14 protein-coding genes are annotated in these 17,450 nt (G+C 49.2%); all 14 read right to left on the bottom strand.

Annotated elements, in window-relative coordinates:
* Positions 1 to 247 precede the first annotated feature (247 nt).
* Positions 248 to 574, bottom strand: coding sequence for a DUF3325 domain-containing protein (locus tag FW758_RS12505; RefSeq protein WP_446445559.1), 327 nt, complete (start codon positions 572 to 574; stop codon positions 248 to 250).
* Positions 571 to 2,160, bottom strand: coding sequence for a PepSY-associated TM helix domain-containing protein (locus FW758_RS12500; protein WP_446445558.1), 1,590 nt, complete (start codon positions 2,158 to 2,160; stop codon positions 571 to 573). Before FW758_RS12500 ends, FW758_RS12505 begins: the two co-directional genes overlap by 4 nt.
* Positions 2,157 to 2,525: a hypothetical protein gene (locus FW758_RS12495; protein WP_446445557.1), complete on the bottom strand. Its 369-nt coding sequence runs from the start codon at positions 2,523 to 2,525 to the stop codon at positions 2,157 to 2,159. Before FW758_RS12495 ends, FW758_RS12500 begins: the two co-directional genes overlap by 4 nt.
* Complete coding sequence (locus FW758_RS12490) at positions 2,518 to 5,697, bottom strand: efflux RND transporter permease subunit (protein ID WP_446445556.1); 3,180 nt, start codon at positions 5,695 to 5,697, stop codon at positions 2,518 to 2,520. Before FW758_RS12490 ends, FW758_RS12495 begins: the two co-directional genes overlap by 8 nt.
* A gap of 4 nt (positions 5,698 to 5,701) precedes the next feature.
* Complete coding sequence (locus FW758_RS12485) at positions 5,702 to 6,751, bottom strand: efflux RND transporter periplasmic adaptor subunit (RefSeq protein ID WP_446445555.1); 1,050 nt, start codon at positions 6,749 to 6,751, stop codon at positions 5,702 to 5,704.
* Between the two features lie 27 nt (positions 6,752 to 6,778).
* Positions 6,779 to 7,420 carry a nickel transporter gene (locus tag FW758_RS12480; protein WP_446445554.1) on the bottom strand — a complete coding sequence of 214 codons (642 nt, stop codon included), beginning with the start codon at positions 7,418 to 7,420 and terminating at the stop codon, positions 6,779 to 6,781.
* A gap of 39 nt (positions 7,421 to 7,459) precedes the next feature.
* Positions 7,460 to 9,646, bottom strand: coding sequence for a TonB-dependent siderophore receptor (locus FW758_RS12475; RefSeq protein ID WP_446445553.1), 2,187 nt, complete (start codon positions 9,644 to 9,646; stop codon positions 7,460 to 7,462).
* Between the two features lie 402 nt (positions 9,647 to 10,048).
* Positions 10,049 to 11,296 carry a glutamate-5-semialdehyde dehydrogenase gene (locus tag FW758_RS12470; RefSeq protein ID WP_446445552.1) on the bottom strand — a complete coding sequence of 416 codons (1,248 nt, stop codon included), beginning with the start codon at positions 11,294 to 11,296 and terminating at the stop codon, positions 10,049 to 10,051.
* Positions 11,297 to 11,344: 48 nt separating this feature from the next.
* Positions 11,345 to 12,445, bottom strand: a complete 1,101-nt coding sequence (gene proB / locus FW758_RS12465; RefSeq protein WP_006079434.1) for a glutamate 5-kinase — start codon at positions 12,443 to 12,445, stop codon at positions 11,345 to 11,347.
* 11 nt (positions 12,446 to 12,456) lie between these two features.
* Positions 12,457 to 13,953 carry a sodium/proline symporter PutP gene (putP, locus tag FW758_RS12460; RefSeq protein WP_006079435.1) on the bottom strand — a complete coding sequence of 499 codons (1,497 nt, stop codon included), beginning with the start codon at positions 13,951 to 13,953 and terminating at the stop codon, positions 12,457 to 12,459.
* Between the two features lie 3 nt (positions 13,954 to 13,956).
* Positions 13,957 to 14,133 carry a hypothetical protein gene (locus FW758_RS12455; RefSeq protein ID WP_006079436.1) on the bottom strand — a complete coding sequence of 59 codons (177 nt, stop codon included), beginning with the start codon at positions 14,131 to 14,133 and terminating at the stop codon, positions 13,957 to 13,959.
* Positions 14,134 to 14,296: 163 nt separating this feature from the next.
* Entirely contained in the window at positions 14,297 to 16,369 is a 2,073-nt protein-coding gene (locus FW758_RS12450) for an FUSC family protein (RefSeq protein WP_446445551.1), read from the bottom strand.
* 5 nt (positions 16,370 to 16,374) lie between these two features.
* Positions 16,375 to 17,238 carry an efflux RND transporter periplasmic adaptor subunit gene (locus FW758_RS12445; RefSeq protein ID WP_006084695.1) on the bottom strand — a complete coding sequence of 288 codons (864 nt, stop codon included), beginning with the start codon at positions 17,236 to 17,238 and terminating at the stop codon, positions 16,375 to 16,377.
* A gap of 6 nt (positions 17,239 to 17,244) precedes the next feature.
* On the bottom strand, positions 17,245 to 17,445 hold the full coding sequence (locus tag FW758_RS12440; RefSeq protein ID WP_432320644.1) for a DUF1656 domain-containing protein: 201 nt from the start codon (positions 17,443 to 17,445) through the stop codon (positions 17,245 to 17,247).
* Positions 17,446 to 17,450: the final 5 nt, after the last annotated feature.

The following is a 17,450-nucleotide window of genomic DNA, read 5'->3' as shown; positions in this document are numbered from 1 at the left end:
CTCTTTCACATCCATGTGATCGCGACATTCGTCGGTCCTTCTACATCAGATGCCGCCGTCGAGCCTATAGGGATATATTCACGGCGAGTCACTGGAATGCGAGTGCTTAAGCATTTTCACTATAATTCTATCGAATTATAGTTTGGCTATCCGCTTCACACTCAGCGATTTTTTATCAAGCTAAACCTATCTCCTACCTTTCCAACCTCGTTCATGATTGACGTTATTCGGCGCTTGGTATGGTGACTTAATACAACAAACCGAGAAAACACACGACGGTGCTGGCGGGTAATATGGGTTGTAACCAGCGAGGCTTGTAGCTGAGTAAAATTACTAGGATTATTGAACTTAAACACACCCAGCCGAGCAGTAATACGCTGGCGTATGCGGGGCCGTAATGACGACTGGCAAGCCAATAGCACAGGACGAGCATTGCAGTGCCAGCTGTGCGAAATCCACGTGCTTGTGCATCGGTTAACGGGCGGTTACGCACGGCGCGATGGTGGCTAAAATAAGATAAGGCCAACAGCCCCATGGCGATAAAACAGGTTAACAATTCGACTGTGGCTGTCATGATTCAACTCCTAATTCTGCCGTCGCTTTGGTTACCTGTGTAGCCAGCACTTTTTTAGGGCTACGCAAGCGTTTGGCTGCTATGTAAAACAGCGCCGCAAGTGCGAGCATCATGAGATCAAATCCTGCGAGAACATAGACTTGGCGCTGTAAATTGCTTATCAGCTGAAACTGTGAAGTCATGGCATTGAGCAGGGGTAACAGGCCATAAAGCAAGGCGGTGAGTAAAAAGAGTCGTTGCCATGTTTGTTTATCTCGTTTGAAGCAAGCGAGCAGTGTGACTAACGCCCAACTGATAAAGAAACAATGGATTTCCCAGTTCTCTCTATCAGCAAAGGTGACGGGTAAGAGTCGATTGGCATAAAAATAACAGGCTAGCGCTATGGGTAAGCCAGCAAAGGTTGCGAGATTCAACATGTTCACTAGCGTGAGCCCGCTATGATTCTTATCTTTTTTAAGCTGCTTTTGTGCCAGTTTTTCGGCCCACATAATCGCGCCGCTGGCGATCATCACGCAGCCCGTTAATCCCGCCAGTAAATACAGTAAACGTAGGCCTTGGCCAGCAAAGCGACCACTGTGCAGGGCTATCATGGCACTTTGGGTTTGATTCGCTCCCGAAGTCACTGCCGACTGCGCCAACACAGCACCTGTCACAGTAGACAAGTGATACCAAGGCGCTTGCTGATTTAAGTTGTGCTCAGGGGCGATTTTGACTGTTACGCTGGCATTGCTGTCGTTGAGATTATCAAACTGCAAGCCTTCAATTGGTGACTCACCCACGACACTGTGAATCGCACTGAGTAAACTCTGACTATCGAGCATAGTGGCTGGCGTGCCCGTGGCGGTGGGAGTTTGGTAAATGGGTTTCCATTGCGAATAAAAGGCTTGAGTTTCATCACCATATTGCGTGCTCAGCCCCCATGGCATATACATAAACATCAAAGTCACTAGGCCGGTGTAAGTGATCATAAGATGAAAGGCCAATGCGAGCACTGAGCTGGCGACATGGGCATCTAACCAAGAGCGCGGGCCTTTGCCGGGTCTAAAACTAAAAAAATCCTTAAAAATCCGCTTGTGGATCACTATCCCGCTGATGATGGCGACCAACATGAACATAGTACAAAAACCGACGATCCAACGCGCTGTGAGCACACTCATGTAGTACAAGTCGAAATGCAGTCGATAGAGGAAATCGCCACCTCGACTTTCCCGTGCTTTGGGCAGGGCTTCACCCGTCGCAGGGTTAATAAAGCCTTGATGATAATCACCAAATCGCTGGCCTTCAGCGGCAGGTTCACTCCACGCATAGGTCAGTAATGGCGTCCGCTGTGTGGGCAGATACACCCACCATGTCTCAGCGTCGGGTGCTTGCTGTGCCAAGGCCGTTAGACCTTTGAGTATTAGCTGTTGGTTATCCGCATTGACATCATATTGGCTGCCGTGGTTTTCGGGTTGCATCCATAGGTTAATTTCAGCACGGTAATAGGCCGCTGTTCCGGCAAAAAACACCAGAAATAACACCCAGCAGGTGAGTAATCCCACCCAAGTGTGTAGCCAAGTCATTGAACGAAAAAAGGAGTCTTTCATAATCCGCCACCTTGAATAGGATTGATATCCAACGCCTTAGTGGCAAGGTAGGCTAAATACAGCAGACCGCTAAGCGCGAATAAATCCAGCCAGTATCGCCATGTTGATTTAACACTAAAGACCCACAGCACAGCGCAGGTGTACACAGTAAATGACAGCATCATGGCGGTTAACACCCGATCAACCTGAGATAACGGCAGGATTTGCGCGAGCAAAATAGTCGCGACCGCACTTATCAAATAGCCACCAAAGGTTGCTGCGAGGCAGCGATTACCTATGTGCAGACTATCGCGCCAAATAGCGGAATTTTTCCAACGCGTTAGTCTTTGCATTAACGGCTGAGTCATGGCGATTTTCTCAATCATGATGGCGTGCCACTTTGGCTGAACTGGCGGTTAAATTGGCCCTGTTGGTGTAGGACAACACAGAGATTAACAGGGCGGGCAAAAAGGTTAAGCTGAGGAGCGTTGCTACGATAAGGCCTGCCAACACCACTATGCCAACGCCGCGGTAGAGCTCGCTGCCCGCACCGGGGAATAACACCAGCGGCAATAGGCCAAACAAGGTCGTCGCGGTAGACATTAAAATCGGCCGTAAGCGATTAGCGACGGCCGATTTTACGGCGTCAACGACACTAAACAGACCCGATTGCAGGTTTTTACGGCTTTGCTCCACGATCAAAATCGGGTTATTAACGACTGTGCCGAGCAGGATTAAAAATCCAAGCATGGTAATCATATCAAAGGGTTGGTGCCAACCTTGGCCGCCAAGATACGCAAACAAGCTGCCAGTATAATTCAGCGCTTGTAAGCCGACTAACCCGCCTGCGAGCCCGAGTGGGATAGTGATCAGCACAAATAACGGATAACCCCAGTGATTAAAAATTGCGACTAATAACAAGTAGATGATCAATACGGCGACCAGAAAATTGCTAGAAAGTGCCGCTTTCGTCGCTTCGAGCTGATCGGCTGCGCCTGAAATATCCAAACTGACATCTTTGCCGACCGCCCCTTGTTGATAGAGGATAGGGACTAGTTCTTCCCGCACCTTCGCCACTGCGGTTTCCAGCGCAATGGCGCGCGGCGGAATGATGTAAAGGGTCACGGTTCTGCGGCCATCGACGCGGCGTAAACTGTCGCTATCCATCTGCTCGCTAATATCGGCCAAGGCTTGCAGTGGCAACACATTGCCCTTAGGTGTCACTATCGGTGCGAGCGCCAATTGCGACAGGCTCTGTTGATTGCCCGCAAGGCTAAAGAGGAAGATATCAACCTTGTTATCATTGAGGAAAAACTCGTCGACATAGGCGCCATCGCTCAGTGCCGAAACCGCATAGCCAAACTCGCTGCCGCTAAAATCTTGTTCTACAAGACGTTGCCAGCGAGGGGAAATCTGCCACAGTGGTTGGTCTAGCGACAAGGTCGATGGGTCTGAATACAGCTGTGGTTCGGCAAATACTTTTTCCGCCGCTTGATACGCCGCTTCGGCAGCACGATAGAGGCTGGCTTGATTCGGGCCAGAAATATCTAAGGCGACAGCGCGGGTGCCACCATCGTTGCTGGAAATAATGGAGCCCCGCGATGAATAGGCGCGCATGCCAGGATATTGCTCAAACAAGGCGGTGAGTGAGCTCATCATGGCATCCATATCTTGGCTGCGAACGGGCTCGCTCATCACCCAAATACTGCCGACACCCACGCTGAGGGTATAGTATTTTAGCGGCGGAATTTTTTGCTCACCAGATTCAAAGGATGACGCCTCGGCATTGACTCTCGCAGATAGCTGAGTCGTTAATTCTTCTGCAATTTTAGCCATTTCCGACAGGTTGTAACCCGGAGGCGCGACCATAGAGGTAAAGGCTTTTGGTTCTTCACCTTCGGGTAAATATTCGGCCGGAGGCATAAGCCAAGCTGCAAGCCCAATCGTTAAGACGAGCGATAGCACAATCACAGCGGCGCGGCGTTTTGCCGATAGCACCAGCTGGCTGACTAAGCTCAATATGCGTGATGCTTTGGGCGGCTCACTTGGGTTTGTGCTTGCCGAGCGTATCTTACCGAAACCAAAACGGGCAATAGCGGCGGGTACGATGAACACCGCGACCAACATAGAAGCGACAATAGATGAAGCGATGGCAATCGCAATATCCGAGTACAGTTGTCCCGCTTCTTGTTTGATAAATAGAATGGGTACAAACACCAGCACTGTAGTGAGTGTCGAGGCCAGTACCGCAGGCCACACATCGTAAATGCCACTGATGGCTGCTTCGAGACGATCTAATCCGCGTCTGCGGGCTTGTTCAATGCTTTCGAGTACCACAATGCTATTATCGACTGTCATGCCTATGGCAAAGGCCACACCCGCGAGGGAAATGACATTAATAGTGCGATTAAATACTAGCAGCCCGACGAAGGCGGCTAAGGTACACAGCGGAATACCGATAACACCAATCAGGGTGGCTCGACTCGAGCGCAAAAAGAGGTACATGACTAAGGTTGCCAGCAATGCACCTAGGCCCAAATTCACCCACACATTTGCAACCGAATCTTGCACATAGCGCACATCATCACTGAATAACTCTAATTGCATGGCGTGCTGGGCGAGTTGATTTTGATTAATCTGCGCTACCACTGGCATCATGGCGGCTTTGATGGCGATAACGTTAGAACCGACGTCCCGCTTAACCGCTAAGCTGAGGGTTCGTTCTTGTTCGGCAAAGGACAGCTCACGGATCTCGGCGTGGTCGAGTTTTATCTCGGCCACGTCTTGAAGCAGAATATTAGTATTACCTTGGCGTTTTAAAATCAGTTGCTTAAGTTGATTTAAATCCTCGAAACGGCCAATCACCCGCAGTAAATAACGTTTTTTACCACTGTCGATATCGCCCGCAGAGGTGTCTTTGTTGCGATCTCTAATGGCTTGGCGCACATCCATAATGCTGATGCCGCGTTGGGCGAGTTTGGCGGGATCGAGCAGTATTTGGATTTGCCGTTCGGCACCGCCTTGAATGGTGACGGAGGAGACGCCTTTGACGCGCTCCATTTGTGGGCGAATAAAGTCGTTAGCGAAATCGCGCATCATATCTATATCTAGATTCAGCGGGTTGCCTGCGACAGGCACGAGACGGAAATACATGAAAGCGTTGTCTGAATATGAACTGCTGTAAAGCCGTGGTTGGTCGACGTTTTCTGGATAAGACGATACTTGGCTGAGCGCATTGCTAACACGAATAAGCGCGTCACTGATCTCAGTGCTTTGGGGGAATTCGAGTTCTACCCATGCCGAACCTGTATCGGCCCAAGATGTCATGCGTTGTAAGTTGGGCAAAGTGCGCAGGTAGCGTTCCTGCTCAAGTAGAATTTCTTTTTCAACGTCTTGCGGCGTTGCTCCCGGCCAACCTGTGGCGACACTGATGGTGCGCACATCTAAGTCGGGGATCATTTGGATTGGGATACGCAGTGCGGCAGCCGTGCCCAACACGCAGAATATCAAGACGATGACCGACAGTAAGGTGCCATGTTTAATACCAAACTTCAGCATCCCACTAACCTCCTATGACAGAGTTGAGCACAGAGACTGACTGTTGGTCTTGTAGGCTCTCGTTACCGCGGATCACCACGGGCGCGTCTTTGGGTAATGGACTGAGGATTTCAATCCCGATGGCGCTCGTATGGCCCACTTGAACGGTATGCCGTTGGGCTATGTTGTTTTGCACGGTAAAGACACTGAACTGGCCGTCGGGGTGACGGATTAGGGCATCTTGCGGTACGACAACACTGTGTTGCGCTCGCTGTAAGTGGAAGGTCGCAGTGGCCGATGTGCCGGGCATCAAAAGTCCATCCGCTTCGGGAATAGTCAAGCGTACCAAGAAGCTGCGAGCATTGTGGTCGCTCACAGGGACAAGGGCACTCACATGGCCGATAAACGCTTGTTCAGGCAGCATGTCGGCGGCAATGTCCACGTGAGTCGCAGTGGCTACGCTTTGGAACATTTCCTGCGGCACTTGAATGTCGAGCCAGAGCTGCTCTTGGGACACTAAGGTGAAGATTTCAGTGCCGACATTGACCCACTCACCGGTTTCAGTTTGTTTACTGGAAATCACCCCTGCAAACGGCGCCATCAGTTGGTGACGGACGACTACCTCTTTTTGGTGTGCGAGTGCTGCCGTTAAACTCTGCAGATTGGCTTCGGCCTCGGTTAACGCCGCTTGGCGAATCGCGCGCTCTGTTTCGGGGAATAACTGCTGAGCGCTGAGTGTTTGCGCCTCGGTGAGGAGTCGCTGCTTTTCTGCCAGCATGGTCTTAGCGGCCATCACATCGGCTTGACGCTGTGCTAATTGATGTACGGCTAAGGTATCGTCGAGTGCGAGTAAAGGCTGGCCTGCGCGGACTTGGGAGCCCGCATCGACCAGCACTTTGGCGACTAGGCCATCGGTACGTGCCGATAAGCGAGCCACCCGTGCGGATTTAATGGAGCCACTGAGTGGCAACAGTTCATTGGTGCTGCCCGTTTGGGGCAAGGCGACTGTTACAGGTACTGCGCTTGCGTGGACTGCAAAACACAGCAGGTATAAACCTATCATTAAATACCGCACGTTAACTCCATCTCACTATTAAGATTATTACTGAGTGATAAAACTCGTGGTGGTGATGTGTAAAACGCTATCAACCTCGTTGCCAGCCAGTGTTTGTTTGCCTTCAGTGGTGTGGTTGCTGACGAGCAAGTAGCGGCCTGCATCTGGGGTATCGAGGGCGAATTTACCTTGGGCATCGGTAGTGAAAGACTTGCTCCAAAAACCGGGGCGATACACTTGCACTGGATGATTCACCAGTGGTGCGCCTTTATAGCTAAGCAAAAACTCGGGAGCGCCTGACTTTACTGGCGTAAATTCAAAATCTTGCAGCGCTTTGGTGTGTTCTTGTCCTGTGCGGGCATAAAGTATTGCGGCCTGCAATCCGGTTTCGGTTTTCCATGGCTGCCACGCGGTATCGGCATAGAAACTGACATCACTCTTGCCATCGCGTGTTTTGACCAGCAAATGATCGGCTTGCGCTGTGGCGGTCAGCGGCGCTTTGGCATTGGCGTCGAAAATTCGTGCCGCGCTTAATGACGCTAACTCTTCGGCTGTGGCGTACTCTGAACCCGGTTCACCAAATTGCACTTTGACCGAACCATCGCTGCTGCGCTCAAGCCATACTTCATGTGCTTGAGCCGAAAAGGCGATACCGCCGAGTAAAGTGAGTAGTACAAGTGCTTGTTTCATTTGATTATCCTTAATATAGTTTAGTGTTGGGTGCAAAATTTACAGTGTCCAACGTAATGACAGCGTGGCATTACGTGGCTCGCCAAAGTCTGCGTAGCCCCAGAGTGAGCGGTTATAGTTTTTGTCGAAAATATTGTTGATGTTCACTTGCATCGAAATCGACGGCGTTATTTGGTAGCCAAACATTAAGTCGACGAGTGAGTAGGCGGATTGTGCTTGGCGGTAAGCCACATTCGGCGCGCCATCGACACCCCAAATAGTGCCTTGATAGAAGGTACTGCTCTGCCAGCGCCAGCTTGCGCCCGCAGTAACACCGGGGAGGATGTCTTCAAAGTTATACTTAGTGGTCAGTTTGAAAATATCTTCGGGGAGATAGGTTTGGCGGCGTAGGCCATCTTCATCTTCCGCGTCGTTATGGGTATAACCGCCACTGATATCCCAAAGATCGGTAAGCCGTCCGGCAATTTCTAGCTCGTAGCCCTTAGTGGTAATGCCATCGACACTCTCGTAGATAAAATCCCCAGAAGGTAGCTGACCTTTACCCGCATATTCGGGTTCGTTGTCTTTATTGGTTTCGTAGATTGCCGCTGACATATTGAGGGTGTCATCGAACAGTGCGACCTTGATGCCGCCTTCGATGTTGGTGCCTTCTGCGGGTTCGAGCAGTTGGCCATCTTCACCAAAATAGGTGCCGGGTTTGAAGATTTCAGTACGGCTGGCATAGACAGAGATTTGTTCGGTCACATCGTAGACTAGGCCATAGTAGGGGATGAAAATGCCGGTTTTTTCCATGGTCGCATCTGTGCTATTGCCCACGAGATCATGTTTTTCGTAGGACCAGTTACTCACGCGTCCGCCGACCATTAACTTCAGGGAATCCAATACATTGATACGGACTGTGCCGTAAACACCCGATTGGCTTTGTTCATTTTTTTGGCCATTGGTGGGTGAATTAGGCAGATTAGGCTTGGGATAATTGCCTTGATCTGCCACGTTATAGCGACGTTGGGGTGCGGAGTTCGTGTTGATGTTGTCAAACTCGTTGTCACCATAGTTAAAACCGATCACCGCACTATGCTCACGGCCGAGTAAGTCGAAGTTACCCGTGGCGTATAGGTTGAAGCTGTTGGTATCGGATTCTCTATCATGCTGGGCGGAATAGGTATCGCCCCAAGGGCCGACAAACTCGCCGGTTGATTTCACTATGTTATCGCCAGGGTAAAAGGCCAATGCATCTATGGTGGCGTTAGCAATACGGTAGGCACTGACCAGTGACCAGTCGTTATCGAATCTATGTTTAAACTCGGCCATGAGACTTTTTTGGGTCACGTCCCAATGGGTCCAGTCCTGTGAGCTGGAATAACTGCGGCCGAAATCGACAGCTGTGCCATCGGTATAAAATGCAGGATTAGAGTTCCAGTTATACACGCCATCGGTTTGTGATTTTTGATAGTCCGCAAACAGTGACAAGCTAGTATCTGTACCTAGACTCGTTTCAACCACGCCATAAAGCACTGTGGTATCGCGTTGATAGCGGTCGATAAACGAATCGCCTTTCTTCACCGCACTGACGAATCGACCTTTCACATTGCCCGAATCCGTGAGCCAGCCAGAAACATCGGCCTCTAATCTATAGGTATTCCACGAGCCATAACTGACACTTGCCGTGGCGCGGGTATCATCCGTTGGGCGTTTACGAATAAAGTTAACCGTGGCAGAAGGTTCACCTAAGCCGCTTAAGATCCCGGCCGCACCTTTTAACACTTCAACCCGTTCGGCAATCACAGGGTCTAAACCTTGATCAATTGAGCCGCTGTAAACATGGGATGAAGAGGTTGTGATTAAGCCGTCAATTTGCACACCGCTGTCGAGTGCATAACCGCGCACGAAAATCTTACTGTTTTCAGAGGCATCACCCACCATAGTGACGCCCGGAGTGTGGTTTAACACTGACTCCATAGTGATCAAACCTTTGTCACTGATCATCTCTTCGGTAATCAAAGTGACGCTTTGCGGGGTTTCTTTGAGTGACATAGACAAACCCGTGGCGCTATTCATTGCCGCTCGGGTGTAGGTTCCGACTACGTTTAATCTTTCTATCTGTTCTGTATCTTCTTTCTCATCCTGCTTAGGGTCCGTATTGGCTTGAACCGTCAAAGTGAGTGTGCTGAGAAGTACAGGGATCAATGGCGAGCGCCATGACGTTAAAACAGATAGGGGAGGCATGGTATTTCAATCCTTTCAGGCGATTTCAGATTAAATGATGATTGGTGATCCTGAGTGCAAATAAAGCACATAGTTGCAAATGAGAATCGATCGCATGATAGGTTTGTTGAAAATAAATGCAATATGCCCAATGTGTAAATTGTTGAAGCGGGGTTGTAACTTATTGGCGAATAGTTTGTCAGCGAGCTGTGATAAGCGGTCGCGGTGAGCGCTGTACTTTTAGCGCATGCCTTACTATAACTCGGTTTCAGGGCATCGACTTGGAACAAAAGCTGTTGTGACTCAAGTTCCTTTAGCTAACAAAAAGGCCACAGTCGTTACCGACTGTGGCCTTTAATCTTTACAATTGCATCGAAATCCAACGAACTTGTTAAGCCTAAAAGTGTGATTTACACCTTAGGTTTACGCCCGTACTTGGCCTGTACCTGAGACTAAATACTTCTCAGCGGTCAAGGATTCGAGTCCCATTGGGCCGTAGGCATGTAGCTTAGAGGTCGCGATGCCGATTTCGGCGCCAAGACCGAGTTCGCTGCCGTCGGAGAAGCGCGAAGAAGCATTGACCATCACCACTGAAGCATCGACTGCACGTTGGAAGCGTGCGGCTGTGACTTCGTTTTCGGTGCAAATCACTTCGGTGTGCTGGCTACCAAAACGGGCAATGTGTTGGATAGCATGGTCGAAGTGATCGACTTGGCGAATGGCGATTTCGAGATCTAAATACTCTTGGCCGAAATCGTCTTCTTCCATATAAGTACAGTTTTCGAAGTAGCCACCGGATTGGGTACAAGCATTGATTTTAACCTTATGCTCGGCCAGCGCTTTGGCCACTTTAGGCAGGAATTGCGAAGCAATTTCTTGGTGCACTAATAGGGCTTCGAGGGCATTACAAACGCCTGTGCGCTGGGTTTTACCGTTGAGCAGTAAGTCCAAAGCAATATCCAGATCGGCATCTTTATCGACGTATAAATGACACACGCCTTTAAAATGCTGGATCACTGGGATTTTACTGTTGTCAGACACAAAGTTAATCAAGCCTTCGCCGCCACGGGGAATGATCACATCGATATAATCTCGTTGCTGCATCAGTTCCAACATCAGTGCACGGTCAGGATCGGGCACCACTGTGATTAACGCCTCGGGCAAGCCGTATTGTTTCAATACGCTTTGCAAAATGGTGGCGATAATTTTACTGGTGTGCAGCGCCTCTTTACCACCGCGCAAAATCACGGCATTACCGGATTTAAAGCACAGTGCACCCGCATCGGCGGTGACATTCGGACGCGCTTCATAAATCATACAAACCACGCCTAATGGCACGCGCATCTTGCTGATGGATAAGCCGTTAGGTCGTTGACCAATATAACGTTCGTTGCCAATCGGATCGGGCAAGGCAGCGATGGTTTCAATCCCTACTGCCATGGCTTCTACGCGTTCTGGTGTTAGCGTTAAGCGGTCGAACATTGCAGGGGCAACGTTATCGGCTGTTGCTCTGTGTAGGTCAATCAAGTTAGCGCTTTGGATTTCGTAGGACTTTTCACGTAATGAACGCGCCATGTCGAGGAGTACAGTATTTTTAAGCTGTTCGTCAACTTGGGCGAGAATAAGAGCCGCTTTGGCAGCTTCTTGAGATAAGTTTTTGATTAAATTCATATTTACTCCGCTTAGATGTTTACTCGCTTAGTTTTATTCGGCTGATGCTTATTCGAGAATGGCGATGTTTTTCTCGGAAATGATCGGTCCAGTCTTTTGCTGAAATTCACTGGCAAACTCGCGATCGTCTTGGTCCGTAATAAAGCTAAGTAAACAACTGCTGTAATTGGATTTGGCCTTGGCCAATTTAGTACCATCACCTTTGCGTACTAAAATGGTGTCACCGGCAGAAAAGTCCCCGTTGATGGCAACGACATCGTCGCTGGTCAATTGCTCGCTATGGATGTCGAGGGAGATATTAAAGTCATTTTCAACAATGACTTCGCCCTGAGCCTGCGAGGTATGTGTCATCCAGTGCAAGTGATCTTGCATTGGCTTTTCATCGGGGGTGAATAAGGTTCCTGGGTTTTGGCCCTTCAACAATTGGTTGAATGAGTCAGCATCAAAACCATTGATAATAAAGGTTTCGATCCCGTGGGAAATCGCCTTCTTGGCGGCTTGTATCTTAGTCCGCATACCACCAGTGCCGACGGCGCTACTGGCGCCGCCTGCCATGGCGTAGATCTCGGCATTAATCTCGGTCACCTGCTTGATAAGCTGTGCATCGGGATTTTCATGGGGGTTTTGTGTGTAAAGCCCATTCACATCCGAACAGATAATCAGGGTATCGGCATCTGCTGCTGCGGCTACCATGGCCGAGAGATTATCGTTATCGCCAACTTTGAGCTTGTCGGCGGTGACGGCATCGTTCTCGTTGATGATAGGCAGTAGCCCATGTTCGAGTAGGCTGAAAATCGTATCTTTAATACTGATGTAACGATCTCGGTTGCGTAAATCGCCGTGGGTTAACAGTAGCTGTGCGGTCGGGAAATCAAATAACTTGTTCCATGTGGCCATCATATCGGCCTGACCAGCTGCTGCCATGGCTTTCTTCACTGTGACGCTAGGTTTATCAACCTCGCCAAAGTGATGCCATCCCGCGGCGACTGAGCCCGAAGAGACCAAGACAACTTGGATCCCTTGGGCACGACAATAAGTAATAAATTGGGCAATGCCGAGTAAGTAGTGGCTGCTGCAACCTTGTTTGTGGGGTGCAATCAGGGCACTACCTACCTTAACGACAATGCGTTTCCAGGGTAAGTCAGTCATACCTGCGCGCCTCATCTGTCTTCGGCTAAAACACGGCCAGCCTTATGGAATAATTTAGTGGTTTTGGCACAGGGATCAGTATCGAGTAACGAGACTATCCAAATCACCACACTGCTCACGGCAAAGCCGGGGATCATTTCATACACCACTGTGGTTAAGGCTTGTCCATCTGCCAATACCGGGGCATAAATCCAAAACAACACTGTAGCTGCGCCTGACACTATGCCGGCAATCGCGGCTTTGTGGGTTAGGTTCGCTTTATACAAGCTAAACAAAACTAACGGACCAAATGCGGCACCGAATCCTGCCCATGCATTACTCACCAGTGATAGCACACTGCTAGAACGGTCGAGCGCCAGTAGACTCGCGACAATTGCCACGCCTGCTACGCCAAAGCGTCCCATTTTCACCATGTCTTTCTCGGTAGATTCTTTCTTCGAAATAACGCGATAGATATCTTCCGTTAGCGAGCTTGATGACACTAATAGCTGCGATGAAATGGTGCTCATGATCGCGGCCAGAATGGCGGCCAGTAAGAAGCCACTAATGATCGGATGGAACAACAACTCAGAAAACACGATAAAGATGGTTTCAGGATCGGTCAGCTTCATACCAAATTTATTGGCGTAAGCGATACCAACAAGACCTGTTGCCAGTGCACCCACAATGGTCACTGTCATCCAGCCCATACCTATGTGTCTGGCAGTTTTAATGTCAGCTACTGAACGAATCGCCATAAAACGCACAATAATATGCGGTTGGCCAAAGTAACCGAGTCCCCAAGATAAGCTTGAGATAAGCCCTAACATAGTGACGTTTTGCATCGCATCGGTGAAGTGTGGAATCGACTGATACGCAAAGTTCAACATAGTGTCAGCGCTGGTAAATTCTTGATATGCCACGACAGGAACTAAGACTAAGGCGACAAACATAATACAGCCTTGGACAAAGTCAGTGAGGCTCACTGCCAAGAATCCGCCTAACAGGGTATAAGAAACCACAACCGCTAGTGTGACGACTAAACCTATGTCGTAGTTCAGGCCAAATGCTGACTCAAACAATTTACCGCCAGCCACTAAACCTGCTGAGGTATACAAGGTAAAGAAGATCACAATGATCACGGCCGAAATAATACGGATACTGCCGTTAGCATTGCCGAAGCGTTTAGCAAAAAACTCCGGGATAGTGAGGGCGTTGTCCGCTACCTCGGTATAAACCCTAAGTTTTGGTGCAACGACCAAGTAATTGATTAGAGCACCAATCAATAGCCCAAGTGCGATGTAAATGGTTTCGAAACCAACCAAAAACATTGCACCGGGAAGACCCATTAGCATCCAGCCACTCATGTCAGATGCACCCGCTGAAAGTGCGGTGACCTGTGGACTTACCTTACGGCCGCCAAGAATATAGCCTGACACATCGCTGGTGGATTTTTTGTAAGCGAATAAGCCAATGGCGAGCATAACGATAAAGTAGATAGCTAAGGAAATGTAAGCGAGGTAATTCATTGGTTATTTTTCTCCTAACGCTTTGTTATTTTGAATAATACTCGGTTTCAAAATGACAAAGAGATAGGTGCTTAATATTGCAAGTAAACACATAAACTGCATTGATTCCTTAGCGTGTAATCGGGTAAAGCTTGCTACTTGCGAGATGAGATTTTCCTCTGGTGGGTTCTCCGTAGACATAATTGCTCCTTGGTTGATAACTGAATTTATATCACCAATATAGTTAGTGATCTAACTATATTAAGGCATTTTATCGGCCAAATATCAAGCTTCTATTGGATTTAAATGGTTTTGGTGGCAGTAAAAGAGCGGCTTTTGGGGCGAAAAATAGTTTGAGAACTGACTATTTTTCTGAGGTGTTTTTCTGCTCGGCGATACTGTGGGCTGTGCGTTCGAAGGTTAAAGTGATGCGTTCAAACATCCCAGTAATCATAGTGAATTGTTCGTGGGGTAACGGACATTGGGCCAGCGCTTGTAATAAGGCCTCGCTGCTGATTTTAAACTCTTCTGCGACTTGTCCGTGGGCGCAGGCGATAAATGCCTGACCTAAATTGTGTTGCCAGAGGTTGAGTGCATTTTCTAAGCCTAAGTTTAAGTGCGTATCTGAAATGCCCTGCAACATGCGCCGCATCCGAATCGACACATGGCCTAGATTAAGTGCAGTAAACACCAGATCGGTAAATACCCTCGAACTCTTGCCCGAGCCTTTTTCATAACTGGCGATCCGCAGCAGTCGATCGCCCATGCGGGCGTTAAACCAAGGATCAGGATCATCATGCTGCGCGATATGCACCAGATCTTTTTGGATGGATTGCAGCAGACGATATTGCATCAACCGCTGGCTGGGTTCGGTAATCAATTTAAACAACCAATACAGCACAGTAACGCCAACAAAAATCGCTAAGGCATTGCTGACGGTGTTTTCTATCGCAAATGAAATGGTGTTGCTGGGCTGCACTAACACAGCAAACGGCACGCAAATGCCGAGCCCATAGGGCAAGGTCGGTCGATTCGCCAAGGCGAGTAAGCCAATAAAAAACGGCCCAGCGAGCACTAAAACGAGGATTTCGAAATCGCCGCTACTCTGTGCCAGCAAAGGTAAAGCATAAAACACTGTGAGGGGCACAGCGATAGTGATGCCGACAAGAATGCGGCGCAAAATCGTGGTTAACATCGGCAGTGGTTGGCGCGCCATCATGATGGAAAAGACGACGGGCAGCAGGATCATCATGAGGACCGCGCTCGACCCTGTGCCAATCCACAGTGAAGCCCCAATGACAAACACCGCCATGCTGCGCAGGCCCGTGGTAACGCCTATTAATGGATCTCGGTGAAACTCCATCGGCGGCGCGTTGAGCTGCACCGCAGAATGACTGGTCAGCACGTTGTAACTCTTGAGCACCATGATCAGATCGGCGCTTAATTCCATCGCGACTTTGAGTAAGCGCGTCTCTAGCGGCGCGCGGTCACGGTATTGCATCAGGTTTTGCTGGAGTTGATACCTCAAGGTGCGCGCCATTTTGTAGCATTCTTGGTAATCACTCGATTGCGCCATCAAGGTAAAACTGCTGCGCATATTGGCTAAGGATTTCGCGAGTGGTTCGCTAACAAGATGGGAATGATTGCGTTGCAGCCGGCCAAATATTTGGATTGCCGCCAATAGCGAAAGGGTTTTATTGCAGAGAAAGTTTGCCGCATGGCTCTGCCCGCGTCCCTCGGGGCCTTCATAAATCACCGCACTGGAGTCGTCACTCAGCGCCGATACTGACTCCATAATCGTGTCGATATGTTCATGGCGACTCGCATGTTCCCCCTGTAAATCGAGTTCTAATGCAAGATAGTTAAGCGTATGATTAATGGTGTTTTTAGCATGTAATTGCAGACTATGTTTTACCTTAGTCGGCCAAAGTAGCGAGCTGACCAAGACGGCGCAAATCGCCCCGACGACAATCTCGCTGATCCTCGACTGTGCCACATCGAATATTTTTGCACTATCGGCCGTGCTTGGGCTCGCCATCACAATGAGCACTATCAAGCAGGCGGTCATGCCCGCCATAGCAAAGGCATAGACAAAGTTTTGCTGGCGCACCATGGCCGACAACCCAGAATTTAGCCCTATCCAGCAGGCGAGTAATCCTAAGGCGAGTTCGGGATAGGGCGTAAACCAGTTGAGTATGGCAATCCCCGCGATCGCGCCGACTAAGGTGCCGCCGATTTGGCATAAGCCCTTTTCGATCACGAGTCCACTTTCGGGGCGGATTTGCAGAAATACCGCCGACACCAGCGCCCAATATGGCCGTTCTAGATTTAAGAACATGGCCACATATAAGGCGAGCGCCATCGAGATCACGCCCTTAATCGCGAAGATGAGGGTTCGTCGGTCTGGAAAGAATAAACTCTTCAGTAACAGCGTCATAATGACTATTTGTCAGTCTGTAGCTGGATGGAAACTGTCATGCCGACGCTCAGCTCTATGTCCTTAGGAATGCTATCTAGCTGAATATCGACCGGAATACGCTGCGACAACCTCACCCAATTAAAGGTTTGGCCGATTTGCGGCAATAACTGTCCATTAGTAGTGACATTAGTATTGGCGATTGCCTTGCCTATGCTGGTCACTTTGCCATGCAAGACATGGCCGCCACTCATCAGGCTAACATCGGCGTTTTGACCTATGTGAACCAAGGGGATTTTGGTTTCTTCAAAATAGCCTGTGATATAGAGAGAATCTTGTTTGACCAGCGAAAATACCGAGTTGCCTTTGCTGACATAGTTGCCATTACGCAGACTTAAATTGATCAGAGTACCGTTTTCGGGAGCGTGAATTTGTGTCCGCGCTAAGTCAATTTTGGCGGTATTTAATTGCGCCTGTGCGAGCTCATAACTGGTTCGTGCCAGTTCGGTATTGATAAAGGCTTCGTCGAAGGTTTCTTTGCTGACCAAGTTGTCATTGGTCAAACCGATACGGCGTTTGTACTTATGTTTTGCCAGTTCCCATGCCAATTTTTGGCTTTCCGCTTTGGCATTCAATTCGGCAATCGTGGCCTTGTAGCGGGTATCGTCCACAGTGAACAACACATCACCCTTATTGACGATTTGATTGTCTTTTACATTCAGTTGGTTCACCCAACCGGATACATCTGGCGCTATGGTAATGATTTCGGCGCGAACTCGGCCGTCGCGGGTCCAAGGAGAATAAAGGTAGTGTGACCATATCCAATGTCCCGCGATACCTGCAACCGCGACCACAATGAGGGTGAGGCTGATACGAAAGATTTTTCCCATGAACAATCAACTCCCAAGCAAGTAAATGACCAACGCCAGATAGCAGATAAACAGCCCAGCTTCGAACCAAGCTTCGCGCCACAGCTTGTGATAGAGCCCAGTTTGATAGAGTACCAAGCGAGTGATGCAGGAAAGCAGAAAAGCTAAGGGGATAAAGATAATTAATGGACTAAATAACAAACCATCGAACGCGAGTTCTTTAAGCATTAGGC

It is taken from the genome of Shewanella sp. 1180_01 (assembly GCF_052850535.1).
This window is presented reverse-complemented; position numbering and strand designations above follow the sequence as displayed.

Bases quoted from the DNA above. Each gene is read 5' to 3' on its own strand.
- FW758_RS12505 (WP_446445559.1), bottom strand. From the start codon at position 574: ATGACAGCCACAGTCGAATTGTTAACCTGTTTTATCGCCATGGGGCTG.
- FW758_RS12500 (WP_446445558.1), bottom strand. From the start codon at position 2,160: ATGAAAGACTCCTTTTTTCGTTCAATGACTTGGCTACACACTTGGGTG.
- FW758_RS12495 (WP_446445557.1), bottom strand. From the start codon at position 2,525: ATGATTGAGAAAATCGCCATGACTCAGCCGTTAATGCAAAGACTAACG.
- FW758_RS12490 (WP_446445556.1), bottom strand. From the start codon at position 5,697: ATGCTGAAGTTTGGTATTAAACATGGCACCTTACTGTCGGTCATCGTC.
- FW758_RS12480 (WP_446445554.1), bottom strand. From the start codon at position 7,420: ATGAAACAAGCACTTGTACTACTCACTTTACTCGGCGGTATCGCCTTT.
- FW758_RS12475 (WP_446445553.1), bottom strand. From the start codon at position 9,646: ATGCCTCCCCTATCTGTTTTAACGTCATGGCGCTCGCCATTGATCCCT.
- FW758_RS12470 (WP_446445552.1), bottom strand. From the start codon at position 11,296: ATGAATTTAATCAAAAACTTATCTCAAGAAGCTGCCAAAGCGGCTCTT.
- proB (WP_006079434.1), bottom strand. From the start codon at position 12,445: ATGACTGACTTACCCTGGAAACGCATTGTCGTTAAGGTAGGTAGTGCC.
- putP (WP_006079435.1), bottom strand. From the start codon at position 13,953: ATGAATTACCTCGCTTACATTTCCTTAGCTATCTACTTTATCGTTATG.
- FW758_RS12455 (WP_006079436.1), bottom strand. From the start codon at position 14,133: ATGTCTACGGAGAACCCACCAGAGGAAAATCTCATCTCGCAAGTAGCA.
- FW758_RS12450 (WP_446445551.1), bottom strand. From the start codon at position 16,369: ATGACGCTGTTACTGAAGAGTTTATTCTTTCCAGACCGACGAACCCTC.
- FW758_RS12445 (WP_006084695.1), bottom strand. From the start codon at position 17,238: ATGGGAAAAATCTTTCGTATCAGCCTCACCCTCATTGTGGTCGCGGTT.
- FW758_RS12440 (WP_432320644.1), bottom strand. From the start codon at position 17,445: ATGCTTAAAGAACTCGCGTTCGATGGTTTGTTATTTAGTCCATTAATT.